The sequence below is a fragment of the Paenibacillus sp. 23TSA30-6 genome (assembly GCF_014858585.1).
In the GTDB taxonomy this organism is placed as follows: domain Bacteria; phylum Bacillota; class Bacilli; order Paenibacillales; family Paenibacillaceae; genus Paenibacillus.
This window is the reverse complement of record NZ_SLTL01000013.1, coordinates 86579-110934: the sequence shown is the minus strand read 5'-3', so window position 1 is coordinate 110934 and position 24356 is coordinate 86579. Positions and strand designations below refer to the sequence as shown.

Annotated in this window: 22 protein-coding genes; 14 read left to right on the top strand and 8 right to left on the bottom strand. The window is 48.7% G+C overall.

Features of this window, described 5'->3' with window-relative positions:
- Positions 1-128: 128 nt before the first annotated feature.
- The 5 genes from E0698_RS14115 to E0698_RS14095 form a co-directional block, all read right to left on the bottom strand.
- On the bottom strand, positions 129-299 hold the full coding sequence (locus tag E0698_RS14115; RefSeq protein WP_192511961.1) for a hypothetical protein: 171 nt from the start codon (positions 297-299) through the stop codon (positions 129-131).
- Positions 300-329: 30 nt separating this feature from the next.
- On the bottom strand, positions 330-569 hold the full coding sequence (locus tag E0698_RS14110; RefSeq protein ID WP_223263998.1) for a hypothetical protein: 240 nt from the start codon (positions 567-569) through the stop codon (positions 330-332).
- Positions 570-736: 167 nt separating this feature from the next.
- Positions 737-1078: an SMI1/KNR4 family protein gene (locus E0698_RS14105; RefSeq protein WP_149096471.1), complete on the bottom strand. Its 342-nt coding sequence runs from the start codon at positions 1076-1078 to the stop codon at positions 737-739.
- 91 nt (positions 1079-1169) lie between these two features.
- Positions 1170-1799: a hypothetical protein gene (locus E0698_RS14100; RefSeq protein WP_192511960.1), complete on the bottom strand. Its 630-nt coding sequence runs from the start codon at positions 1797-1799 to the stop codon at positions 1170-1172.
- 282 nt (positions 1800-2081) lie between these two features.
- On the bottom strand, positions 2082-2726 hold the full coding sequence (locus tag E0698_RS14095) for an immunity 50 family protein (protein ID WP_192511959.1): 645 nt from the start codon (positions 2724-2726) through the stop codon (positions 2082-2084).
- Positions 2727-3154: 428 nt separating this feature from the next.
- On the opposite strand from E0698_RS14095, the gene E0698_RS14090 reads away from it, so the two are divergent.
- The 13 genes from E0698_RS14090 to E0698_RS14030 all read left to right on the top strand — a co-directional run bounded on the left by E0698_RS14090 (position 3155) and on the right by E0698_RS14030 (position 19512).
- Positions 3155-4858 carry a DEAD/DEAH box helicase gene (locus E0698_RS14090; protein ID WP_192511958.1) on the top strand — a complete coding sequence of 568 codons (1704 nt, stop codon included), beginning with the start codon at positions 3155-3157 and terminating at the stop codon, positions 4856-4858.
- A gap of 238 nt (positions 4859-5096) precedes the next feature.
- Positions 5097-6065: a cation diffusion facilitator family transporter gene (locus E0698_RS14085; RefSeq protein WP_192511957.1), complete on the top strand. Its 969-nt coding sequence runs from the start codon at positions 5097-5099 to the stop codon at positions 6063-6065.
- A gap of 114 nt (positions 6066-6179) precedes the next feature.
- Entirely contained in the window at positions 6180-7202 is a 1023-nt protein-coding gene (locus E0698_RS14080) for an LCP family protein (RefSeq protein WP_149095529.1), read from the top strand.
- 154 nt (positions 7203-7356) lie between these two features.
- Positions 7357-8520, top strand: coding sequence for an AI-2E family transporter (locus E0698_RS14075; RefSeq protein WP_192511956.1), 1164 nt, complete (start codon positions 7357-7359; stop codon positions 8518-8520).
- A gap of 98 nt (positions 8521-8618) precedes the next feature.
- Positions 8619-9638 carry an LLM class flavin-dependent oxidoreductase gene (locus E0698_RS14070; RefSeq protein ID WP_192511955.1) on the top strand — a complete coding sequence of 340 codons (1020 nt, stop codon included), beginning with the start codon at positions 8619-8621 and terminating at the stop codon, positions 9636-9638.
- Between the two features lie 232 nt (positions 9639-9870).
- Positions 9871-10764, top strand: coding sequence for an ABC transporter ATP-binding protein (locus tag E0698_RS14065; RefSeq protein ID WP_134912129.1), 894 nt, complete (start codon positions 9871-9873; stop codon positions 10762-10764).
- Positions 10765-10774: 10 nt separating this feature from the next.
- Positions 10775-11575, top strand: coding sequence for a hypothetical protein (locus E0698_RS14060; protein ID WP_192511954.1), 801 nt, complete (start codon positions 10775-10777; stop codon positions 11573-11575).
- Between the two features lie 85 nt (positions 11576-11660).
- Entirely contained in the window at positions 11661-12137 is a 477-nt protein-coding gene (locus E0698_RS14055) for a glutathione peroxidase (RefSeq protein WP_192511953.1), read from the top strand.
- Between the two features lie 387 nt (positions 12138-12524).
- On the top strand, positions 12525-13886 hold the full coding sequence (locus tag E0698_RS14050) for an FAD-dependent oxidoreductase (protein WP_192511952.1): 1362 nt from the start codon (positions 12525-12527) through the stop codon (positions 13884-13886).
- A 386-nt stretch (positions 13887-14272) separates the two neighbouring features.
- On the top strand, positions 14273-15121 hold the full coding sequence (locus E0698_RS14045) for a formate/nitrite transporter family protein (protein ID WP_192511951.1): 849 nt from the start codon (positions 14273-14275) through the stop codon (positions 15119-15121).
- Positions 15122-15480: 359 nt separating this feature from the next.
- A complete protein-coding gene (locus tag E0698_RS14040) occupies positions 15481-17613 on the top strand; it encodes a molybdopterin-containing oxidoreductase family protein (protein ID WP_192511950.1) in 2133 nt (710 codons plus the stop codon).
- 47 nt (positions 17614-17660) lie between these two features.
- Positions 17661-18914 carry an MFS transporter gene (locus E0698_RS14035; RefSeq protein WP_192511949.1) on the top strand — a complete coding sequence of 418 codons (1254 nt, stop codon included), beginning with the start codon at positions 17661-17663 and terminating at the stop codon, positions 18912-18914.
- A gap of 103 nt (positions 18915-19017) precedes the next feature.
- A complete protein-coding gene (locus E0698_RS14030) occupies positions 19018-19512 on the top strand; it encodes a GNAT family N-acetyltransferase (RefSeq protein ID WP_134912136.1) in 495 nt (164 codons plus the stop codon).
- A gap of 109 nt (positions 19513-19621) precedes the next feature.
- On the opposite strand, the gene E0698_RS14025 is transcribed toward E0698_RS14030, so the two are convergent.
- Together E0698_RS14025 and E0698_RS14020 are read right to left on the bottom strand one after the other, a co-directional pair.
- Complete coding sequence (locus E0698_RS14025; RefSeq protein ID WP_134912137.1) at positions 19622-20170, bottom strand: GNAT family N-acetyltransferase; 549 nt, start codon at positions 20168-20170, stop codon at positions 19622-19624.
- Between the two features lie 84 nt (positions 20171-20254).
- Complete coding sequence (locus E0698_RS14020; protein ID WP_192511948.1) at positions 20255-20980, bottom strand: copper amine oxidase; 726 nt, start codon at positions 20978-20980, stop codon at positions 20255-20257.
- A gap of 208 nt (positions 20981-21188) precedes the next feature.
- On the opposite strand from E0698_RS14020, the gene E0698_RS14015 reads away from it, so the two are divergent.
- Positions 21189-22868, top strand: a complete 1680-nt coding sequence (locus E0698_RS14015) for a glutamine--tRNA ligase/YqeY domain fusion protein (protein WP_192511947.1) — start codon at positions 21189-21191, stop codon at positions 22866-22868.
- Between the two features lie 191 nt (positions 22869-23059).
- On the opposite strand, the gene E0698_RS14010 is transcribed toward E0698_RS14015, so the two are convergent.
- Positions 23060-24283 carry an MFS transporter gene (locus E0698_RS14010; RefSeq protein ID WP_192511946.1) on the bottom strand — a complete coding sequence of 408 codons (1224 nt, stop codon included), beginning with the start codon at positions 24281-24283 and terminating at the stop codon, positions 23060-23062.
- Between the last annotated feature and the right edge of the window lie 73 nt (positions 24284-24356).

Genomic DNA, 24356 nt, shown 5'->3' with positions numbered 1-24356 from the left:
ATCCTGAACTACGTTTGTACGCCATTCATGCGAGGCAACGCGATGTACGGGAACCTGGTTGTGTGTCTCACAGTGAGTGCGGTCTATATTCGTATATTTGTGCGTGGCTGTTCTGTCATCGTGAATCTCTATATTAAAATATCGCTCGCAATGGCTGCATACGCCGCGTGCATCGTATTTAAATGATTCCGGTTCCTGACAGGCATAGTAGCAATGGGAGCATCGGATGACGTCGGCCGGCCGTCATGCATAGGGATGACAAAAATATCGCCTTCCTGATGTTTGATTCTTTTGAACATGATCGTGGCTCCTTTGGCTTTGCAACCTCGTCAGGCCAGCTCTTCCTGAATGATTTCTGTTTTCAGACCTTTGGCGCTGGTAATCGTAATGCTGATCGCATCAAAGCCGTTTCGCTTCACCTCTTCAAAATCGCATAGCTCGCCGTTGATCAGTTCAAGCTGCCCATCCTCATCCACATCGTCTGAAAACTCGTCATCCCAATCGACATTATAATAAGCGGTCACGTTTACCTCAAAGGTATCTTCACCGTCTTCATCTAAATAGGGCAAAAGGGGGGGCACTCCTGCTCGATCCATGCCTCCGGGTTTTCGGGTACAGTCCATCTTTCCAGATAAGCAGGCCCCAAACGATATTGTTGTGTTTCTGTCATAAGTAAATCATTCCTTCCTATCTTTATTTGCGCCGTTCCGTAGAAGTCTAAGTATAGACCTGTCTATTATTTTAGGTACGGAAGGTTGGCATCCTGTTCGTTGAGCAGTTCGATCACACGATTCAAAAACGTTATAAAGTCCATCGCCACCAAATATAAATGTCCGCATTCATCCTGCTCTGCGATATCATAGTGCAGTTTATCGTCATAGGCATGAAGGTGCGTCCGATCCCAGTAGTACACATAAGGAGTATGTTCACTGCAAATCACAACGTAAAAATTATCACCCGCATCTGCACCAACGATTAACGCATTATCAACATGACTGATTTCATCCAGAAATTCATGGTTAAGCGCCAGAAGGTCATGATTTTTATTGTCCACCTCGTAACCGAATAGACAAGTCATATCAATGTCTCCGTTATCCACCTTATCGAAGGGAACATTGCAATAAAAAGGGGAGGCTACATAAAAGCCGTTATATGAAACCTTTATTTTTTTATATCATGGATAGAGTGACGATTTTGTTGTCCTCGTCCACATCTACTTTTACGGTAATTTCCAGCTTGTCCTTGAACAGCTTAGTGATATTGATATAGTTATCTTTCACCTGACTGCTTGATCCACCAGAGCTGCGAGTCATACCTGTAGTGATGATGGAGCGAACATATGCCTTGTCAAGTCTGGCTTCGGGGTTATAAGTATAGATGACTTGTTCCTGCTGGTTATAATAATGCTGTAACTGGCTGTAATCGTTGGCGTTCTTATATTTCTTCTCTTGCTGGACGTAATCGGGATGATCCATGGTGTAGTGAATTCTTCCGTCCAGAAAAGGATTTTCTTTGGAGGGCCTGAGTTCATATTGTCCATAGGCTAACTGAAACAGGTACTCCAAGCCGGCGCCTTTCGCCTGATAGTAGAGCTGACGGTCGACGCCTTTTTTGTCTATAGCGGTAAAGCTGCTGATGACAGGCCAGGCATCATACTTTTCACCCTCCACGTCCACGGCAACCTTGTACTGTACAAGTACCTTTTCATTTTGAAATAACCCGAAGCTGCTCATGATGAAATAGGCGGGAACACATATTACCCCGATGATAAGTATGAATATAAATATTTTGACTCGCATGAGTAGGTTGATTCTCCTTTGGATGTCGATTATCTTGACAGTTCCCGCTTGGCAGACACGCCGAATTCTTCATGTTGCAGCAATTGCTTCAGGGCATGTTGTGCGAAGGGGGATTTCAGGTATCTATCTGCTTGTCATTCCCGGATACCTTTTCTCTATAGAAACAGAAAGCTTCTTTGACCTCGCCCCCCTCCAGAAGCACCATCACCGTATTAGGAAATGGTATCTACCCAATTGTCGAGTGTGTTAATTTGCTCTGCGGTCAGCTCCCGAGACTCCTGTTTATTCATTCAACTCTGCAATCTCCGCACGGATGCCTCTGCACAGGAAGCTGCCTGACAGTCCGGTCAGTGCATCAATATCAATGACCATGTCCGCCTCCTCATAACGGAAATCAAGCTGTAAAATGATATTTTCCGTTTCCATAGCGGTCAACTCGTGTTCCTTTGTCTCTAAAAAAGTAAAAGTCACCGCGTAACGGGGTACAGTTGCCGTTGAAGACGTGGAAAGCGAAGGCTGCTCAGCCGAAGGAGTCAGATCGGGTGATTTGGGTGTCAGTATGGTAACGGGTGATAGTTCAATCGTTAATGTTATCTGGTCTTTTGTGATATCTGCTGCTGTAATTTGGTCATAATGAAAGGGAGGGAAATATCCGAGCTTTTCCACGATTTTATCTGCTCCTTGAATGGAGACGGTCGGTGAGAAAGCCAGTTCAAGCCCGATGGAGCCTGCCAACTGGCTCTCATATTGCGGATTGATACGTAAAAGAGCCTGTTCCGCCCCTACCTCCACAATCGTGCCGATAAAATACTGCTTGCCATGAATCAGAACAATATCATGCGGAACGAACGGCAGTGCGCCCCCGGCTTTGTAATGAATGAGATAATCGTTTTCTTTTTTTTCAACGTTTTGAATCTGAATATGCATAAGTTTCAACCTCCTGATGTTTAGTATAATGGATTTTTTCAAGTATGTGGTAAAGAAAAGCGATTCCATGATTGGAAAACATAATTCATATCGGGGGTATCCTGTTCAAGCATTTCTCCTATCATAATATATGACAGGGCAACTAAATTCACCTTTTGCAACTGTTCATTAAAATGGTTTGGAAACCCGTTCATATTCGCGTATACTAGGAAAGTCATATATGGAACGGCCTGAGCCGCATTGCGGCCGTATGTTTTGGTTACATGAACAGAATCAACGATAACGGATAAGCTCCCTTCCTGAAAAGGGTTGAAAGAGAACCGATACAAAAATGGGAATTCTGAACTATGGAACGATGGATGTCATATGGCACATGAACCTATTTTACGTGACACATATTGAATACAGATAAGGGAAGTGAATACCACTTGAAGAATTTTTCAGCATTAGGCGTAGAGCAGCATTGGGTAGACGCCTTGAAAGAGCAGGGAATTACAGCACCAACACCTGTACAGCAGGAGTCTATTCCGCTGTTGATGGAAGGTCAGGACGTTATTGCCGAGGCGCATACGGGAACAGGTAAAACGCTTGCGTTTTTACTGCCGATTTTGCAAAAAATGAATCTGGACAAGCGCCATCCGCAGGCGCTCGTGATTGCTCCAACGCGTGAGCTGGCGCTCCAGATTACACAGGAAGCGAACTTATTGGCGGCTACGGAGCCAAGCTTGTCGTTGCTGGCTGTTTACGGAGGACAGGATGTAGAGCGTCAGCTTCGCAAGCTGAAGGGCGGCGCACAGTTGATTATCGGTACACCCGGACGACTGCTGGATCATCTGAGACGCGGCACACTGGATTTGAGCGGTGTTAAAATGCTGGTGCTGGATGAGGCCGACCAAATGCTGCACATGGGCTTCCTGAATGATGTAGAGACGATTCTTCAGGAAGTTCCGTACCGGAGGCAGACGATGCTGTTCTCTGCTACGATGCCAGCAGGTATCCGCAAATTGGCTCGTGTATATATGAATGAACCCGTGGATGTAAAAGTGAAGTCCGCTTCTTCCGTTCCGGTGAGCCAAATCCGTCAGGTCGTTGTACAGACGACAGATCGGGACAAGCAGCAGGCATTGGTGGATATGCTGAATACAGATCGTCCGTATTTGGCTGTGATTTTCTGCCGTACGAAGCGCCGCGCTGCTGCGCTAAATGAGCAGTTGCAAGAAATGGGCTTCCAGAGCGGCGAGCTGCACGGGGACTTGTCCCAGAACAAGCGTGAGCAAGTAATGAAGGCGTTCCGTGAAGCGAAGCTTCAACTGCTCGTAGCGACCGATGTAGCCGCACGCGGCCTGGATGTGGAAGGCGTAACGCATGTCTTTAACTATGACATGCCGCAGGATGCCGAAAGCTACATTCACCGCATCGGGCGTACCGGCCGTGCCGGAGGCAAAGGTGTGGCGGTAACGCTCGCCACGCCACGGGATGTTCCAGAGCTTCGGAACATCCAGAAGGTTGCTGGTGTTACCTTCACCAGCAGCGAGGGCGGCGGGCAGCGTAGATCTGCTGCCAATACAGCTGAGCGGCAGGGCGGAGAACGCCGCTCAGGCAGAAACGACCGCCGTTCCTTCGGCGGCAACGGTTCCGGCGGCGGACGCCGGGGCAGCGGCCGCGAACAGGCGGGTCGCCGTGACGGCGCAGGCCGTGGCCGCACCGAGCGGGAGCAGCCGCGCGAAGAGCGCGCTGCATCCGCAGGCGGCGAACGTCGCTCCAGCCGCAGCAGCAGCGAACGCGGCGGGTATGACCGCAGCAGCGGTGGTTCCGCGCGCGGAGGCCAAGGCCGTTCCGCAGGGCAAAGCAGCGAACGCAGCGGATTAGACCGCAGTAGCGGCGGTTCCGCGCGCGGGGGCCAAGGCCGTTCCGCAGGGCAAAGCAGCGAACGCAGCGGATATGACCGCAGCAGCGGCGGTTCCGCACGCGGAGGCCAAGGCCGTTCTGCAGGGCAAAGCAGCGAACGCGGCGGATATGACCGCAGCAGCGGCGGCTCCGCCCGCGGAGGTCAAGGTGGTCGCGGTGGACAGGCCAAAGGCGGCCCGCACGGAGCTCAAGGACAGGGAGGCCGTCGCGGACGGTCCAGATAAAGCAAGAGTGTTCTCATAGAACGCTCAACTATGGTTATGATAATAGCCCCGGAGAGGCTCATCTTCCGGGGCTATTGTAATCTCCACCCATACCGCCGATGCGGCAGCATCATAGGATGACATAAGCAGCATTACTGCGCTGAGCAACTAAAGAAAACCAGCAGCTTAGCTGCCTTGAAAGTAACGATTGACTTGGGGTTAACAGTTGCTTTCAAGATAGATACGGAGGTTATACATCATGCAGGAACAGGATATGGGCAAACGCGCTATGGTGTCAGCGTGGATCAGCCTGATCAGCAACATCCTATTAACCGGCATTAAGATCATTACAGGCGTCATGTTCAGCAGCAAGGTGCTGGTTGCTGACGGTGTGCATAACGCCGGGGACGTAATCGCCTCGGCAACGGCACTGGGGGCGATGCGTATATCGAGTCTGCCGCCGGATGAGGATCATCCATATGGTCACGGCAAGGCAGAGGTTATTGGAGCTAGCGTGGTGGCGGTTATTTTGTTCGCAGCCGGCATATTTATCGGCTACCATTCTATTATGGCGCTGTTTGAACCGATGCCGAAGGAGCATATACTGGCATTGGTGGCGGCGATCATCTCCCTGCTCTGGAAGCAATGGCTGTATATATATACGATCCGTATCGGAAGGGCAGCCAATAGCCAGGGTCTCATTGCTACGGCCAAGGATCATCTGGCGGATGTATATGCCTCCGCTGCTGCTGTACTGGGTATCGGTTTGGGCTTGATCGGGGAGCACTGGAGCATTCATATTTTATCCTACGGTGACCCGATTGCCGGGTTTGTGGTCGCATTGCTGGTTCTGAGGCTGGCGTGGGAGATGGGCCGTGAATCCATAGATGTACTGATGGAAAAGGCGATTGCAACCGAGGAAATCGAAAGCTATGCCGAAGCAGCCCTAAGTGTAGCCGAGGTTCAGCGAATTGACCGCATCCGTGCCCGTGAGCATGGTCATTACATTATTGTGGATATCCGCGCTTCTGTGGATGCCTCCCTGACGATTCAGCAGGGACATGATATTATCCGGCTGATCAAAGGGGCTGTGATGAAGCAGGAGCCGAGGGTTTACGAGGTGCTTGTGCATCTTAATCCATGGTACGCGGACACTCCTGACAATGCTAACCTGGCGCCGCAAGAACATAAGAATAACAGCGTGACAGACAAGGAAAACTACCATTAGTCACAGGTCAATCGTGTACGCTGAACAGACGACGCAAATTGACAGATAACTTGCAGGGAGGGTATGCTTTTATAAGCTGAAAGATGTTGAATAAAAGCGAGGTTACTCGAAAATATGCGAAAAATATTAAAATGGCTGGGCATTTCTGTGACTGCGGCAGTTCTTTTGGTGGGCGGATATTATGCTTACTCTATATATCATTTTACAAATCAAATTTCGGTCGCTACCGGTCAGGATTCGAAATTTAAGCCGCAAGCACAAAGCCAGTCCCCAACGAATGTACAACCTGTAGAAGTGTCTCTTCCCCCGGAGTGGGATGGAAAAGAGAGAGTGAATATTTTGCTGCTGGGCGGCGATTCACGCGGGGAGGATTCAGGACGTTCTGACTCTGTTATGGTTGCTTCTGTTGATCCGGTCACGAAGAAGGCTACGCTCATGTCCATCCTGCGTGATACGTATGTTGATATTCCGGGCCATGGGCAAAGTCGATTGAATGCCGCATTTTCTTACGGCGGGCCTGATCTGACCAGACAAACGGTGAGCGACCTGCTCGGCATACCGATCCAATACTATGTATACACGGATTTTAATGGCTTTATTGCGCTGGTGGATTCTGTGGGCGGTATTGATCTGGATGTCGAAAAGGATATGCACTACACCTCCAAAGCAGATAAGCACCAGTTTGATATTGATCTGAAAAAGGGAATGCAGCACATGGACGGTAAAACGGCCTTGCAATATGTGCGTTTTCGTCATGATGCCACTTCCGATTTTACGCGTACGGAGCGGCAACGTAAATTTATTACCGAGCTGGGTGGCAAAATTCAGTCGACCTCGTCTCTGATTAAGCTGCCAAGTATTTTAAACAGCATTTCTCCTTATATTGAAACGAACCTGAGCACAACAGAAATGCTGCAATTGGCTTCATTGGGCTTTAATATCGATGCCAAGACGATTGCGAAACAGCAAATTCCACCGAATGAGCTGGTGCGAGAGACAACGGCTAAGGGGGCGCAGGTGTTGGGTGTGGACCAGAGAAAGCTCAAGCGCTTTGTACAAAACCTGTTTGAACAGGAAAACAAGCCTGTAACCACAACGACGGATTCTGCTGCTACCAAGACAAATGATACTCCGTAAAATCCCAAAGCAAGCAAAGTTTGTATGAAGTTGTACAACTTTGTTTGCTTTTATGTTTATTCGGGTATAACCTTGTATATTTTGATCTAAAAATATATCTTATCTGTATGAAGGATCATTACACTTATTTGCTTATAGAGAAGGGGAATGTCATGTGGAAACAACTCCGGCATGGAAAGACCGATTCAAAAAGTTTTTTCTGAACAACAAGTTTGTGTTATTCCTGCTGGTACTGCTGCTCATCGGTTTAAATGTATTGGTGCTCACCAAAATTTCGTATATATTTACCCCCGTTATTGTGCTGCTGAAAACGATCATTCTCCCTGTCATTTTGTCCGGTGTTTTGTACTATCTGTTCAATCCGCTGGTTGATATGCTGGAGCGCAATAAGGTCAAACGGATATACTCCATTATTGTGCTTTATTTGCTTATCTTAGGGATTATTACCATCGTGATTACATCGGTAGTGCCAGTGATACGTGATCAGATTCAGGGGTTGATTCAAAATGGGCCTGCATATAGCGAACAAGTACAACGACAATTCGAGAAGCTGATCGGCAGCAATTTTGTGAATCAGTTCCAGAATACTATTCAAATTAATCCATCTGAGCTGGCCTCCAAGGCTTCGGAAAAGATATCTGCTTTCATCAACAATGCATGGACGGGTGTGGGGAGCTTCTTGGGCGCATTAACGGAAACTGTGCTTTCTATTGCCACGGTTCCATTCATTTTATTTTACTTGCTGAAAGATGGACACAAGCTGCCACAGACGATTCTGAAAATGTTCCCGCCTATGCTGCGTAAAGAAACTGACCATATAATGGGTGAAATTAACCATCAAGTCAGCTCGTATATCCGGGGGCAGATTATTGTCAGCTTCTGTATCGGGGCGCTGTTGTATATCGGTTATTTGATCATCGGACTGGACTATTCTCTGACGCTTGCCGTCATTGCTTCCTTTACGAGCGTTGTTCCTTATTTGGGACCCGTGATAGCCATTACGCCTGCATTAATTGTAGCTTTGGTAACATCTCCGGTTATGCTGCTCAAGATGGTCATCGTATGGACAGTTGTGCAGCTCATCGAGGGTAAATTTATTTCTCCGCAAATTATGGGCAAGTCTCTCCGGGTGCATCCGATCACGATTATCTTTGTCATTCTGACAGCAGGCAATCTGTTTGGAGTGGTAGGGATTATACTGGCGGTTCCGGGCTATGCTGTATTGAAGGTTATCGTCACCCATCTGTTCAATTTCTTTAAGAAACGTTCACACCTCTATGAAGCAGATAAAGCCAGAGAGAGTCTCTACGAAAAATAGAGCTTTCTGGTCGATCAAGGCACCTCTTGGGTAACTGTGGCTTCGCGTGCTATAATTAATGCCTATTCCTATTCCCAAACAGAAAGGTCAGACTTTATATGATAAAACTCAGCATTCTTGACCAATCTCCGGTATCGGAAGGCATGACGCATGCGCAAGCGTTACAAAAGACCGCTGAGCTTGCTATAGAGGCGGAACGCTTGGGTTATCATCGCTTTTGGGTATCAGAGCATCATTCTGCCGCAAATCTTGCAGGGTCCAGCCCGGAGGTACTAATTTCACATCTGGCCGCCCGTACCTCAACCATTCGCGTCGGCTCGGGCGGTGTGATGCTGCCGCATTACAGCGCTTATAAAGTAGCGGAAAACTTTCGTGTGCTGGAAGGGTTATACCCGGGGCGTATGGATTTGGGTTTGGGACGGGCCCCGGGAGGAATGCCAATAGCCACCAGAGCCTTGCAGGAGGGCAAAATCAGGGGCGGCGTTGATCTGTACCCCGAGCAACTGGATGATCTGCTGGCCTATCTGCATGACAGTACAGGCAGTGAGCATCGTTTTGGCTCGTTACAGGCGATGCCGCTCGTAGAAACCGTGCCGGAAATGTGGCTGCTCGGCTCCAGCGGCGACAGTGCAGGGCTTGCAGCCGAACGCGGCGTGGGTTTTGCATTTGCGCAGTTCATCAACGGCGAAGGCGGCACAGGAGCCATGAAGGAGTATCAGGAGCATTTTAAGCCTTCGCAGCATAGTGACCGTCCGCGTTCACTTGTTGCCGTATTTGCTATCTGTGCGGATACCGAGGAAGAAGCGAACCGCCTGGCTTCCAGCATGGACTTGTCTCTGGTGTTACTGGAGCAGGGAATGCGCTCCGCTGGCACACCTTCCGTAGAAAAGGCATTGACGTATCCTTATACGCCATATGATCGGATGCGCATCCGCGAGAATCGCAAGCGCATGGTGGTGGGCTCGCCTGAGCAGGTGAAGCACCAAATTGAGCAATTGAGTGAGGCTTATCATACACAGGAAATCATGGTCGCAAGTATTATTCATGACTTTGACGCCAAGTTGAAATCCATACGTCTCATGGCTGAAGCATTTGGGCTACGTTCTGTACAGTCTTGATGTTGTCTGCCGGATATTAGAAGATCACAGCTTTGAGGAGCTGTGGTCTTTTTTTGTGAATTTTCGGGGTCATTTTCCGTGAAATGATTCGTATGCTAAAGTGAAATGCGCCAATCAACACTTGATAATGATTATCAATATCTTTATTATATAAAGATAGGATGAAGTTTTGATGAATAACGTGCGTTAAGCCCGTGACTATATATTAGATAAGGGAAAGGAATGATTCCGAATGTTTCGTCTGAAAACGGCTAATCTGGATATTGCTTATGAAGATCGGTTGATTGTGGAGGATCTGAACGTAGAAATACCGCAAGGGAAAATCACAGCCTTGGTGGGCGCAAATGGCTCCGGCAAGTCCACCATTCTGAAGACGATGGCTCGCATCATGAATCCTAAAGGCGGCAGCGTTCTGCTCGACGGTAAATCCATTCATAAGCAATCCACCCGGGAGGTAGCGAAGCAGTTGGCTATTTTGCCGCAAAATCCGACTGCACCGGAAGGATTGACTGTGACGGAACTGGTATCTTACGGACGTTTCCCCTATCAAAAAGGCTTTGGCTCTATGAAAGCAGATGATCGTAAAATGGTAGAGTGGGCCATTCAGGTGACAGGAATGAGCGAGTTCCACGATCGCCCGATCGACCAGCTTTCTGGCGGGCAGCGCCAGCGTGCATGGATTGCCATGGCGCTTGCGCAGGATACGGATATTTTGTTTCTGGATGAACCGACTACCTTTTTGGATATGGCGCATCAATTGGAAGTGCTGCATTTGCTAGAGTATTTGAACACTTCGGCCGAACGTACCATTGTCATGGTCGTGCATGATTTGAACCATGCAGCCCGGTACGCCCAGCATATGATCGCGATCAAAAAAGGGAAGGCAGAGGCTGTAGGAACGCCAACCGAGGTCATGTCCCCTGACGTGCTGCGCGAGGTGTTCGGTATTGAAGCGGATATCGTAACAGATCCTCGTACGGGTGTACCGCTGTGTCTTCCATATGCTTTGGCCGGACAACCAGCCGTAAGCCAAGCCGTAAAGGGATTGAAACTGGAAGAGAATCAATTAGTAGGCTCCGTTTCCGAGCGGCGTGAAGCCAGACCACAGGTAGCGGCAAGAGGATAAAGGAGACCTAATGAAACCACTGGATTATGATCAGCTTGAGCAATTGGCGCGAATAGTGACAGACACACCAGAAGATGCGGTATACTCCGGGCCTGTGGCAGAATGGCTTGAACCGGATAAGCTTGGCTCTGTGATGGAGTATTATGGTGAGTTGCTGCGTGCGGAAGACGGCTTGACCACAGCCGTTTATTTTGTGAACCAGCTGCGTGGTCTTGTGTTTGCTCAGCATTTTATGGTGTCTTTGTGTGAACGCCGTCTCGATCTGTCGGTTTCCAATCTCAGATTTCATATTTGTTATCAAGGGAAATATCCCGCCATCAGCTTTCAGGTCATCGACACAACTGAGCTGGACAACATCAGGCAAGACGAGCATCATTCATCCGGGCAGGCGCAGCAGGTGTTGCGTGACTTTTACAGCTTGCAGATCAGACCGATACTGGAGGCGATGGCTTCGGTAGGAGGTGCATCTGTTGGACAGATGTGGGGACAGTTCCCGCTGACTTTGCTGTATTTTAAGGACAGAGTACAGCCATCGCTAACCGAACCACAGGATGTGGAGCATTTTGAACAAGATTATGATTATGTGACACGGGAGCTGGAGGGAGAGGTATTCGGGCGTAAAAGAAACCCGTTTACGGTTCGTCTCGTTGAGCTGGATAACCCTTACCGTCCCGGTGAGAAGGCATATATGAAACCGTCCTGCTGCCAATATTACAAGACAGGTGGAGGCCAGCGGTATTGTTTTGCGTGTCCAAGGATGTCCGCTTCAGAACGTGAAGAACGCAGACTCGAAGTGGTGGCGTCTCGCTAAAGTCGAGGGATGTTGGCATGTCCGTTTCGTTTTGGGTAAAATAGGTGATGAAACTTAAACCAAGCAAAACAAAGGAGGATGCTATATGTCTGTCTATTCACATCATGCCGTAACACCAGCGAATCAGGAGGTTCCTCTGGATACCTACACCGGTAAGGTGCTGGTCATCGCAAATACCGCAAGCAAATGCGGACTTACCCCGCAATATGGGGATTTGCAAAAGCTATATGATGAATATAAGGATCGGGGACTGGTTGTATTAGGCTTCCCTTGTAACCAATTTGGCGGTCAGGAGCCGGGCAGCAGCGAGGAAGCGGCTGAATTTTGCCAACTGAATTACGGGGTTAATTTCCCGGTATTCGCTAAAGTGGACGTTAACGGTCCGGATACAGCACCTCTGTTTGAATATTTGAAAAAGCAGCAGCCTGGAGAGCAGGAAGACGGCACGATTCAATGGAATTTTACGAAATTCATTGTGGATCGTGAAGGTGTGCCTGTGAATCGCTTTGAACCCAAGGAATCACCAGAGGCGATGAAAGCGGCTATCGAGCAACTCCTGTAATAGCTTCCAGCTTAGTCAGAAATATGCGTTTAGATAAGGTTGAATTTCCGGTGTTTTTCCGGGGTTCGGCCTTTTTTATTGTCTGCATTTCACATTAGGTTGATCGTTGCAGTAGCATTTGGAAGCCTGATAAAAGGCATAATCAAGCCCCGTACGGGAAAAACTGAATGAAGCAAAGAGTCGTTTCAGCAAACGGCTGACTTTGTATCTTCCTGACTTTAAAAATGTGGACAAATTGTGAATATCATAGAAAGCTATTGCAATGTGAAAAATGTCACATTATAATAAGCGCATGAAGTGAAATAAATCACAATCAATAACACAGTTACGTGAAACAATTCACAATTATTATACATTGTATGCCCACACACCAAGGAGGAATTCAACATGAAAGTAGCAGTTATCGGATGTACACACGCAGGTACGGCAGCCATCGTCAACACAGCCAAATGTTATCCAGATGCAGAAATTACCGTTTACGAGCGTAATGACAATATTTCGTTTTTATCCTGTGGTATTGCTCTGTACGTAGGTGGTGTCGTCAAAGATCCGCACGGATTGTTTTATTCTTCCCCGAATGAACTGGCTGAGCTGGGTGTCGTGACCAAGATGCTTCATGAGGTAACGAATGTCGATACAGCAGGCAAAACGCTGCAAGCACGCAATCTCCAAACAGGAGAAGAATTTACGGACACCTTTGATAAATTAATTGTAACTACGGGCTCGTGGCCTATTATTCCGAAGCTGGAAGGTATTGAGCTTGATCATATCTTGCTCTGCAAAAACTATAATCATTCCAATGACATCATTGAGAAAGCCAAGCATGTACAGAACATTACGGTTGTCGGTGCCGGATATATCGGTGTTGAACTGGTGGAAGCTTTTCAAATGAACGGCAAGAACGTAACGCTGATCGACAGCGCTGATCGTATTTTGAATAAATATTTGGACCCGGAATATACAGACCGGATTGAAAATTCCTTGAAGAAGCATGGCATCAAGCTGGTGCTGGGAGAAACAGTGAGCCGTTTTGAAGGAAGTAACGGTAAGGTGAATAAAGTGGTGACATCTAAAGGAGAATATGAAACAGAGCTTGTTATTCTCTGTATCGGCTTCCGTCCTCAAACGGATCTGCTTAAAGGTCAGGTAGACATGCTGCCCAACGGCGCGATCATTGTGAACAATTATATGCAAAGCAGTTGCCCGGACGTATTTGCTGCAGGTGATAGCTGTGCAATCCACTACAACCCGACAGGCAAATCAGCTTATATTCCATTGGCAACCAACGCTGTTCGTATGGGTACGCTGGTGGCACGCAATTTGGTACAACCGACCATTGCTTATATGGGAACACAGGGAACCTCGGGTATTAAAATTTATGAAGATAATATTGCAGGAACAGGTATGACAGAAGCGGCAGCAACGGACGAAGGTATGGCTGTAGAGGCTGTTACCATTGAGGACAGCTACCGACCTGAATTTATGCCAACCTCCGAAAAGGTACTGCTGAAAGTTGTATATGAGCAGGAGACACGGAGAATTGTTGGGGCACAAATTATGTCGAAGGTGGATTTGACGCAATCCATTAACACGCTATCCGTAGCCATTCAGAATCATATGACCATTGATCAACTGGCCTTTGTCGATTTCTTCTTCCAGCCGCATTATAACAAGCCTTGGAATTTCCTGAATGCAGCCGGTTTGCAAGCCTTGCCGCTCATGTCTGAACGGAAGCCAGTTACCGTATAATTCATTTTGTCTGTGACATTGTTCATAAGTTTGTCAACAATCTGAGATGAATGGACGAATCCTTATAGTACAATATAGAGTAGCATAAGGATTAGGGGGTAAGTAGCTTATGGGTTTGTTTTATATCCTTTTTCTTGTAGTCGTGGCGCTGGGAGGCCTCGGTGGAGTTATTTGGTTCTTGAGAGCAGTTGAAAAGGAAGAATACAACTAAATATAAAGCGCATAGTAGCGCAGTAGACGTAATAATACATGAAAAACAGTCCTTTACCCAAGGGCTGTTTTTTTAATATTTAATAAAGTGATTTTTTTCACAAACAAAATCACTGATTTTAAATAAAATATGAGAGAGAACATTCGAGTGAAAAGATGTTAAAGGAGCGGAATATATGGCAAGTTATAAACCGGGGCAAATTGCCGAAAAGACGGTAGAAACAGGAGTGGCCAAAGCGAACAATCCATGGACTGTGGCGGTGGTATTGGGATTTTTGGCAGGTGCATTTATTGCGCTTGGTTTTTTGCTGGATATACGTGTTATCGCAAGCGCACCCAAAGAATGGGGAAGTATCGCTACCTTTATTGGAGCAGCCGTGTTCCCTGTAGGTCTGGTATTGGTATTGATCGGCGGCGGAGAGTTGCTGACTGGTAATATGATGGCTGTGCCACTGGCGAGATGGGCAGGACGGATCAAGACCGGGGCAATGTTCCGTAATTTGGCGATTATTACGCTAAGTAATTTTGCGGGTGCGTTGTTTGTTGCTTTTTTCTTTGGTCATGTGCTGGGCCTGACCGAAACAGGGCCTTATTTGGACAAAGTGGTGGATATGGCGGGACACAAGCTGCATGAAAGCTTTTTGCAATCGTTTATATCCGGTATTGGATGTAACTGGCTGGTAGCGTTGGCTGTATGGTTGGCGTATAGTACGGATTCGATCGGCGGCAAAATTATAGGGATCTGGTTCCCGACAATGGCCTTTGTAGCTATCGGATTCCAGCACGTTGTTGCCAACATGTTTCTGATTCCGGCGGCTATTTTCGCAGGTCATTTTTCATGGGCAGATTATATCATGAACTTCATTCCAGTTTGGCTGGGGAATTTGGTGGGAGGAAGCCTGTTTGTAGCTGGGGCTTACTGGTTGGCGTATTTGAAAAAGCCTCATACCGCTGTGCATCCTGTGAATGATTCATCTCAGGCACCCTCGTCTACTGCAACAACTCCGTTGAGTGACCATGCCTGATTAAGCTGGGCTTAGAAAATGGGAACAAAGCAAATCCGCCATGGCAGGTCCGGGGGAACGAAACCTGTCATGGCGGATTTTTTTGGGAGTGGTCCATGATTTGGCATGGAGGATGAGTGTGCTCTCGTCCATAATGCCTTGATCTCTTTTACCCTTGGCATTCAATAATGAAACAGGTATGATCAAAATATAATATAGAATATTAGAAATCCGTTTTGCTGTGAGCAGCAAGCGGATTTTTTTGATCTTTTGGACGTATTTGGGTTGGCAAAATCCTTCTCTTGCCATAGGACATAGCTGTATATATGATAAGAACAGTGTAATTTTTGGAAATGGTAACGGAAAGGAGCATCAACACCATGGATCATCGCAACAGCGCGCCTCCTGAGGCTGTGCTTCAGCAAGACTTGCAAAGGGGGCAGCGAACGACGGAGCGTACGGACGGTGTTTTTCCGGCTGTATGTCCGCTGGATTGCCCGGATACGTGCGGGCTCCTGCTCCACAAGGAAGATGGAAAGATCGTCAAGGTGACCGGTAATCCGGATCATCCCATTACAAAAGGGGCCATTTGCAACAAAGTTCGCAATATGACGGAGCGAGTGTATGACCCCGAACGGCTGCTCTATCCGTTAAAGCGTGTAGGTTCCAAGGGGCAAGGGAAGTTCGAACGAATTAGCTGGGAGGAGGCAGTCGATACCATTACAGGCCGCTTCAAGGAACTGATTCGCACGGACGGCCCGGAATCTATTCTCCCCTACAGCTTTTATGGCAATATGGGCGTGTTGAGTGTGGATGGGATGGATCGCCGTTTTTTTAATGCGCTGGGTTCAAGCCAACTGGACCAGACGATTTGCAGCGTGGCTGGGAATGAAGGCTGGGCATCCGTCATGGGTTTTAAGGGCGGCACCAGTCCGGAGGATACAGAGGATGCTGACCTCATTATTGTATGGGGAGGAAATGTCATCAGCACCAATATGCATCAGGTGGTATTGGCTGAGAAGGCACGTAAAAAAGGTGCCAAGGTAATTGTCATTGATGTTCACCGTAACCGGACAGCGCAATGGGCGGATTGGTTCATTCCGCTATACCCGGGAACAGATACCGCGCTCGCGCTGGGTGTCATGCACGTACTGTTCCAGCAAGGGCTGACGGACGATGAATTTTTGCGTCGCTATACGGTCGGTCATGAGGAACTGCGCGAGCATGTGAAGGCATATACCCCGCAGCGGGTCTCACGCATTACAGGCGTGCCGGAAGCAGATATTATCCGTCTGGCGGAGATGTACGGGCAGGCGCGAGCGGCGTATATCAACATTGGCAACGGACTTCAGCATCACGATAATGGCGGTATGAATGTACGCGCGGTTACATGCTTGCCTGCGCTCACCGGGCAATGGCTGAAGCACGGCGGGGGAGCATCGCGTTCCAACGGCGCTTACGGCAAATTCAACGGCGCCAATCTGGCACGTCCTGATCTGCGTAAGAACCCGGATGCCCGGGTGATCAACATGAACCAAATCGGCGAAGCGCTGCTACAGAAGGACGAGCCGATCAAGGCGCTGCTCGTGTACTGCAGCAATCCGGTTATCGTAGCACCGGATGCCGATCGGGTGACGCAGGGGTTTGAACGGGAGGATCTGTTCACGGTCGTTCACGACCTGTTCCTTACCGATACGGCCCGCTATGCAGATATTGTACTGCCTGCGGCGTCTTCTTTTGAAGGCACAGACCTGTATAAATCGTATTGGCATCATTATATCCAGATGCAGGAGCCGGTCATTGCTCCACTTGGGGAAAGCAAAAGCAACTATGAGCTGTTTAGCCTGCTCGGACAGGCTATGGGCTTTGACGAGGCTGCTTTCACGGAAAGCGAAGAGGACATGATCGCGGGTGCACTTGATAACCCGACAAATCCTTATCTCAACGGTGTGACTTTGGAAGCCTTGAAAAAGTCACCTTTTGTCAAACTGGACATGACGCCAAAGGCTACCTATCTGGATCGTCTGACTACGCCTTCGGGCAAGATTGAGCTGTATTCAGAAAAGATGAAGCAAGCGGGTCTGCCCGCGATGCCTTCGTATGTGCCGCTGATCGAAGGATACGACGGAGAGCATCGACCGCAAGCGGACGAGCGGTTTCCGCTGATGTTTATTTCGCCGCCGAATCATAATTTTCTGAATTCAACGTTCGCGAATTTGCCCAAACATCAGCGGCTGGAACGGGAGCCTTTGCTGCAAATTCACCCGGAGGATGCTCAGGCAAGAGACATCGCGGACGGTGATCCGGTTACGGTATGGAACGACCGGGGAACGTATGAGCTGAAAGCCAAAGTCACGGATCTGATGTTGCCCGGTACAGTGATTAGCCAAGGGTTATGGTGGGAAGGTAAAGGACGCAGACAGCGTGCTAATGTGTTGACCTCTGATCGGCTATCGGATATGGGCCGGGGAGCTACTTTCTTTTCAACGGTGGTGAATGTGAAGCGCCAATGAAATAATGTGTTGTTATGGTGTCAGATGCTAAAGGAGAAACAAAATATATGAAATGGTTGGATTCTTATCCGAAAGAAGTGAAAGTGTTTCTTGTCGCCAGCCTGATTAATTCCGCCGGAAGCTCTCTAATGTGGCCGTTGGTTAGCATGTATGTGTTTGACGAGCTGCACCGCAGTATGGGAGATGCGGGGATTGCGATTTTGGTGCAGTCTCTGGGCGGGATTTTTGGTCAGGTGTTAGGAGGAGCCCTTTATCACCGCATTGGGGCCAAAAAACTGATTGTCGGCTCGCTGGCAATGAACGCGTTGGGACTTCTCACGCTTCCGTTTACCAGCGGTCACTGGATTGCGTTTGTTATTATGATGGGCTTTATCGGCTTTTTTAATGTCGTATCTGTGCCCGCGATTCAGGCATTTGTAGGTTTTCGCTTTGCTGACCGCCGTGGAGAGCTGTTCAACATTATCTATGTTGCCAATAATATAGGGGTGGCGTTGGGAACGGGACTGAGCGGCGTTCTGGCCGATCTCTCCTATCAGCTCAGCTTTGTCATGAACGGGATTACCTCTGCGGTATTTGCCGGATTTTTCTGGTCCTATCTGAGCAGGGTAGATCGGGAAGAGGGGGAAGTTCAGCTCAGCAAGTCCGTGAAGAAAAGAACAGAGGAAATACCAGCGCGGCTGCTCTTCCGTGATACCAGGCTGTATCTCTTCGTCGGATTGGGCTCGCTCTTTTTATGGTTCGGTAATTCGATCTGGAATACGGGAGTGTCCCCGTATATTATTGAGCAGGGCTTGCCTAAAACGATGTACGGGCTGCTATGGACACTGAACGGTGTGCTTATTTTTGCTGCACAGCCGATTATTTTCTGGCTCAAGCGTCTTTATGCCCGGCATGCTTCGGCTCAAATGACGTGGGCCGGAGGATTTTATTTGGTAGCCTATATCGTCATGCTAGGCACACAGAACTATACGGGGATGATATTCGCCATGGTTTTGGCAACCCTGGGAGAGATGCTGATCGCGCCAGCGGTTCCGGCATTTTTGTCCGACCACGGAGGTCGGGGAGCACCCTTTTACATCGGGTTAGTCGGGGGGATTGGCGCTGCCGGACGGGTGATGGGGCCTTATATTATGGGGAGGCTATATGATGGCGGAGGTCTGCCACCCACACTTTGGCTGGCAGCGGGCGTGGCGGTTTTGTCCATCCTGTTCTTTATTCTGCATAGCGGATTGAACCGTTCCCGCTGTGAAGAGGATGCTTTTGAGACTACTACGTCCAAGGCAGACGTTTCCAGTTCTTAAGTCCTAATAAAGACTGTGACAAGCCCGTGATTATGGTACAATAAATGACGAATGGTTGCTGCCTATACTTCAGGAATGCCTTCACAGGAAGGATTGAAAGAAATTGCTTACAAGTCAACCCCTGACGATACGTCATTCGGAGATGAAGGATGCTCCTGATCTGATTGCGCTGGATGAATTGGTATGGAATGAACGAACGGCCCCCGCCTCGCTGTCATGGAAGTCGCGTGGGGAGTTTTTGCGCAATACGCCTCCGGGCTCTCAACTGGTCGCTATCGAACAGGGAGTGCTCTGCGGTTATATCGGATTTCGTTCTCCAACGCTATTGGCTAGTAATTGTCATGTGTTGGAAATAAATATAGCCGTGCACCCAGCCTATCACCGCAAAGGTATTGGGACAGCGCTTATGAGTGCCATGAAGGATATTGCAGCCGCTGAGGGCATTCGCAAATTAAGCTTGCGGGTACTCTCGTGCAACACGGAGGCCCTTATGTTTTATGAAAAATGCGGATTCTCGATTGAAGGACGTTTGCATGAGGAGTTTTACATAGCGGGCCAATTCGTGGACGATGTGTTAATGGCTTCTTTCTTGAAATAGACATGGATTCTATAGCGCAATCAGCTTCTTATAAGCCTTCTATAAGCCGTTCATAAGGAACAGCGCCGCAGACCCTAAACGGGTTGCGGCGCTGTTTTATGGTGCAAGGTTACCGAAGCTGTTTCCACTCGCTCTGGAGCATGCCGTACACAGCATGGTTCATATAGCCGTCGGGCAGCAGTTCCGCTTCGCGGATAATGCCTTCGAGCACGAAGCCCAGACGTTCCGGGATACCCCGGCTACGGCGGTTGGTGGTGGCGCAACGGATTTCGATCCGGTGCAGGTCCAGCTCAATCAGCGCATATTCGATGAAAACGCGGCATGCGCTGGTCATGAGACCTTGTCCTTCGTAACCGTGTCCAAGCCAGTATCCAATACTGACCGAACGGTGAGTCCAATTGATTTCATGGTAGCTGATGATGCCAGCCAACTCATTATCCAGCCAGATTCCTGCGGTCACGCTCCCGTTCTCTGCGGCTTGCTTCAAGGCGCTTTGCACAAACTGCTCTGTGTGGCTGATTTCCGTGGTGGAATCCACCCATGGAAGCCACTGACGCAGGCGGTCACGGGACATTTCGATCAGCTCAAACAGAGGCTGCACATGCTCTTTGGTGAGCGGACGAAGGACTGTGCGTTCGTCCAACGCGTATGTAAACATGATTGATCCCCTCTTTCACTCGGAAAATCGCTAAACCAGCCAGTCTAGCATTTAATCCCATGCTACCTTATTCTGAGAGAGTCGTCAAAACGGAGAGGAAGCTGCAAACTCAATAGGTCCCACCCGGAACCGTCCATGCTCATATACATACTTCAGCTCCAAATCCCCTACAAATTCGGTTGGGGATACGCTGCCGGATACGGTGGCGTGCAGAGGACGTTGTTCGGCATCATACATGACGACAGAGCTGAAATCGAGGTGGTCTGTAAAATGGGCTGGATCATCGTAAAACGCAGATGCTTTTGGGTCGAGCGTGTGTGTGATGCCATCAATCGTGACTGCAATATGCACCTGTTGGTTGTGGTCACGCAGCTCCACACTGCTGTGGACGCGCCGGGACACAGCATCTGCCGCCGATTCAACCGGATATTCGTCCATGGTCTGTGCGTTGACGATATGAAGCTCCTGCAATTCGACACCTGTGCCTGAGGCGAGGGTCAGTATGACCACCGCTTCGCGAACACCATCGCCGTTTACATCCGTATAGTACAACTGCGGTGCGGTGGCGATATCTGCCGAGCCTGACCATGCGAATGCACGTCGCTGCTGGCCGATTTCCAGCGTAGCTGTACGGAATAGTCCCTGGGAAGGCTCCATAACATACAATTTGACGGATGAGTCTTCAGGAGCGACGGCTAACGGACGAGATTGTATGGGTTCAGGCACCGGGTCCGGTGAAGGATGACCGGAAATCATACCGGAGGAGGACAACAGCATGGACAGCAGGATCACGATGAGTAGCTTAAACACAGGCGGGTTCTCCTTTTCCGGGTAAAATAAAAGATATATACACTATAACGAATTTATTTGTCAGAAATGTTAACTCTTTTTCATAACTTGTTACTTTTTGGGCTGAAGAGGGCATAAGGTTTTTCATTTTATTGAGTTATGCGGTGTGAAAGGGTATATTTAAGGGAACAGATTTTGTACAGATTACACGGAAGAAAGGTTGATTAGCGTGGAGAAGCCGATCACTCCCCCCAATTTTATTAAGAGTGTCATTGAAGAGGACTTACGTACTGGTAAGGTAAAGGAAGTTGTTACACGCTTTCCACCGGAGCCGAACGGATATTTACACATTGGACATGCCAAAGCCATCTGGATCAATTTCTCGTTGGGTGATGAATTCGGAGGACGCACTAACCTGCGTTTTGACGATACGAATCCGGCGAAGGAAGACACGGAATACGTAAACTCCATTCAGGAGGACGTGAAGTGGCTGGGTTACGAATGGGAGGAAAAACATTTTGCCTCCAACTATTTTGACGAAATGTACAAGCGCGCTGTTTTGCTGATCCAGAAGGGTAAAGCCTACGTGGACGATCAAAGCGCGGACCAAATCCGCGAAACTCGTGGCACACTGACCGAACCGGGGCAAAACAGTCCATACCGCGACCGCAGCGTGGAGGAAAATTTCAAGCTGTTTGAAGAAATGCGTGCAGGAAAATACCAGAACGGTGAAAAGGTGCTGCGTGCCAAAATTGATATGGCTTCGCCGAACATTAATTTGCGTGATCCGGTAATTTACCGTATTTCGCATACCGAGCATCACAACACGGGTGATAAATGGTGCATTTACCCGATGTATTCCTACGCTCATCCGCTGGAGGATGCCATCGAGGGTGTAACGCACTCGCTCTGTTCGCTGGAGTTTGAGGATCAGCGGCCGCTGTACGATTGGGTTGTAGCTGAATGCGAGATGGAAAAGGTACCGCACCAATATGAATTTGGACGGCTGAACCTGGCTCAAACCGTAACCAGCAAACGCAAGCTCAAGCTTCTGGTAGATGAGAAGCATGTAGACGGCTGGGATGATCCGCGTATGCCGACGATTTCCGGCTTGCGCCGCCGTGGCTATACGCCGGAAGCGATCCGCAGCTTTGTATATGAGACGGGTATTTCCAAAGCCTACGGCGTGATCGACCTGCAAGTGCTGGAGCATTTTGCACGTGAGGACTTGAAGCTACAGGCACCTCGTACAATGGCGGTCATTGATCCGTTGAAGGTGGTCATTACGAACTATCCTGAAGGACAGGTTGAAATGCTGGAAGCGGAAAACAACACGGAAAATCCGGAGCTGGGCACACGCCAAATTCCGTTTTCACGTGAGATTTATATCGAGCGTGAGGATTTCATGGAGAATCCGCCGAGCAAATACTTCCGCCTGTTCCCTGGCAATGAAGTACGTCTCAAGCATGCTTATTTCATCAAATGTAACGATGTCATTAAGGATGCCGACGGTCATGTAACGGAAATCCATTGTACCTATGATATAGAAACCAAGAGCGGATCCGGCTTTACCGGACGTAAAGTGAAAGGTACAATCCATTGGGTGGAGGCTACTCAGGCCGTTCCTGCTGAATTCCGCCTGTATGAACCTTTGATTAATGCAGAGGACCCGGAAGCGATTGAAGAGGATGGAACGGAAAAAACCTTCCTTGACCAATTGAATCCGAACTCTCTCGAAATTGCTCACGGTTTTGTCGAGCCGAATATGAAGGAAGCACGACCGCAGGACAAGTTCCAATTTTTCCGTCATGGTTATTTCAGTGTCGATCCGAAGCTTTCCAAGCCGGGTGAGCCTGTATTCAACCGTGTAGTATCACTGAAGAGCTCTTTCCAATTGTCCAAGCAATAGTTATTGGACAGCGTGGGACGGATGGTAGCCTCGTGCGACCAAGTCAAAAAAGGAGTCTGCCATCGGCAGACTCCTTTACTTTACGCTCACGGGCTCTATATGTAATGATAATTGGCGATATTTAGACATTCCCTCCCTGTTCGTAACGGGCAAGCAAGTGAAAAAAAGGGTGTCACGTCCCACGGATGTTTTTAAGGGGCTTCTTCTGCTCGTTTGTGGTCGTCGGCATGAAAGGGCTGATAACCGTTCTTGTACAGCATATACCACATGATGGTGAATCCCGCAAAGCCGAGCAAGGCGAAGAAAACGCCTGCGTTGTACATCATTTCACCACCGAAATTCTGGAACAGCCAGCCTCCTGCAAAGCCTGCTACAATGCCAGATATCCCGCTCCACGTCAACGTATATACGGCCTGCCCGGATGAGCGGTAAGCTATCGGTGTGAACAGGACGGTCAACTGGGTGCCTACATAAAAATAACCACCGAAGGTGACGCAATGAAGTGCCTGAATGAACACGATCTGAATCGGGTCTGTGGCCAAAGCCATTAGCTCCCAACGTAGAGCAAACAGCAAACTAACGAGGGCCAGACAGCCGACCATAACCGTCATTTTTTTCTTCAAAAAGCGATCAAACAGCAAAAAGACAATGATTTCGAATACCGATGACATAAAGACAGCGAAACCCAGCATCAGCTTGGACCCGCCCAGTTCGGTGATATACAGGGACATAAAGGCGCTGTTGATCGAATTCGGAATGGATACCAAGATCCCCAGCAAAATGAAAGATATAAAGTATCCGTTCATTAAAATGCTGCCAAAGCCACGCAAATGAATGGTTGCCGTTTCAACAGTGCTTTTCAGCGGTGGAATCGCCAGGGTACAGATCAGGGCAGCCAGAAGCAGCACCGTAAAGATGTTGGATATGCTGAATACTCCCGTTTGGTCAATGATCAGGCCGGCGACGGCCGCCGTCACAGCCCAGCCGAAGGAGCCCCAGATGCGGAAGGAGCCGAATTTTCGGTCCGTGCCTTCAATGTAGCTGAGAATGAGACTGTTACTTTGGGCAAACAAAGGACTTTGGAAGAAATAAAAGCCAATCATCGACACATAAATCATGACATACGTATGGACATGAAATAAAGCTTGCAACAGCAGTAATGTACCTGCAATCATAAACAGTAAAATACGCCGAAGGTTACGACTCCGGTCACTGGTATAGCCCCAGAAGGGATTTGCGAATACCGATACAAAAGGCCCAATCGCCATCAGGCTCCCAATCTCAAGCTTGTCCATGCCGATCTCTTGCAGATACAACGGGAAGAAGCTGGAGAAAATGACCATGGCTCCATACAGAAAAAAATTGTACAGCTTTAAGGAGTATAGAGGAGTCTCTTGAATTTCTCTATTTTGCAAGACAAGCCATTCCTTTCTTAGCCCGGTAGAGAATAAAGCATAGGATGCCGATCTATGGGAAGGTTCTCTATCC

Coding starts and splice junctions, on each gene's coding strand:
- E0698_RS14065 (WP_134912129.1), top strand. CDS start 9,871: ATGTTTCGTCTGAAAACGGCTAATCTGGATATTGCTTATGAAGATCGG.
- E0698_RS14080 (WP_149095529.1), top strand. CDS start 6,180: ATGCGAAAAATATTAAAATGGCTGGGCATTTCTGTGACTGCGGCAGTT.
- E0698_RS14040 (WP_192511950.1), top strand. CDS start 15,481: ATGGATCATCGCAACAGCGCGCCTCCTGAGGCTGTGCTTCAGCAAGAC.
- E0698_RS14055 (WP_192511953.1), top strand. CDS start 11,661: ATGTCTGTCTATTCACATCATGCCGTAACACCAGCGAATCAGGAGGTT.
- E0698_RS14025 (WP_134912137.1), bottom strand. CDS start 20,170: ATGTTTACATACGCGTTGGACGAACGCACAGTCCTTCGTCCGCTCACC.
- E0698_RS14085 (WP_192511957.1), top strand. CDS start 5,097: ATGCAGGAACAGGATATGGGCAAACGCGCTATGGTGTCAGCGTGGATC.
- E0698_RS14095 (WP_192511959.1), bottom strand. CDS start 2,726: ATGCATATTCAGATTCAAAACGTTGAAAAAAAAGAAAACGATTATCTC.
- E0698_RS14115 (WP_192511961.1), bottom strand. CDS start 299: ATGTTCAAAAGAATCAAACATCAGGAAGGCGATATTTTTGTCATCCCT.
- E0698_RS14070 (WP_192511955.1), top strand. CDS start 8,619: ATGATAAAACTCAGCATTCTTGACCAATCTCCGGTATCGGAAGGCATG.
- E0698_RS14060 (WP_192511954.1), top strand. CDS start 10,775: ATGAAACCACTGGATTATGATCAGCTTGAGCAATTGGCGCGAATAGTG.
- E0698_RS14035 (WP_192511949.1), top strand. CDS start 17,661: ATGAAATGGTTGGATTCTTATCCGAAAGAAGTGAAAGTGTTTCTTGTC.
- E0698_RS14050 (WP_192511952.1), top strand. CDS start 12,525: ATGAAAGTAGCAGTTATCGGATGTACACACGCAGGTACGGCAGCCATC.
- E0698_RS14105 (WP_149096471.1), bottom strand. CDS start 1,078: ATGACTTGTCTATTCGGTTACGAGGTGGACAATAAAAATCATGACCTT.
- E0698_RS14045 (WP_192511951.1), top strand. CDS start 14,273: ATGGCAAGTTATAAACCGGGGCAAATTGCCGAAAAGACGGTAGAAACA.
- E0698_RS14100 (WP_192511960.1), bottom strand. CDS start 1,799: ATGCGAGTCAAAATATTTATATTCATACTTATCATCGGGGTAATATGT.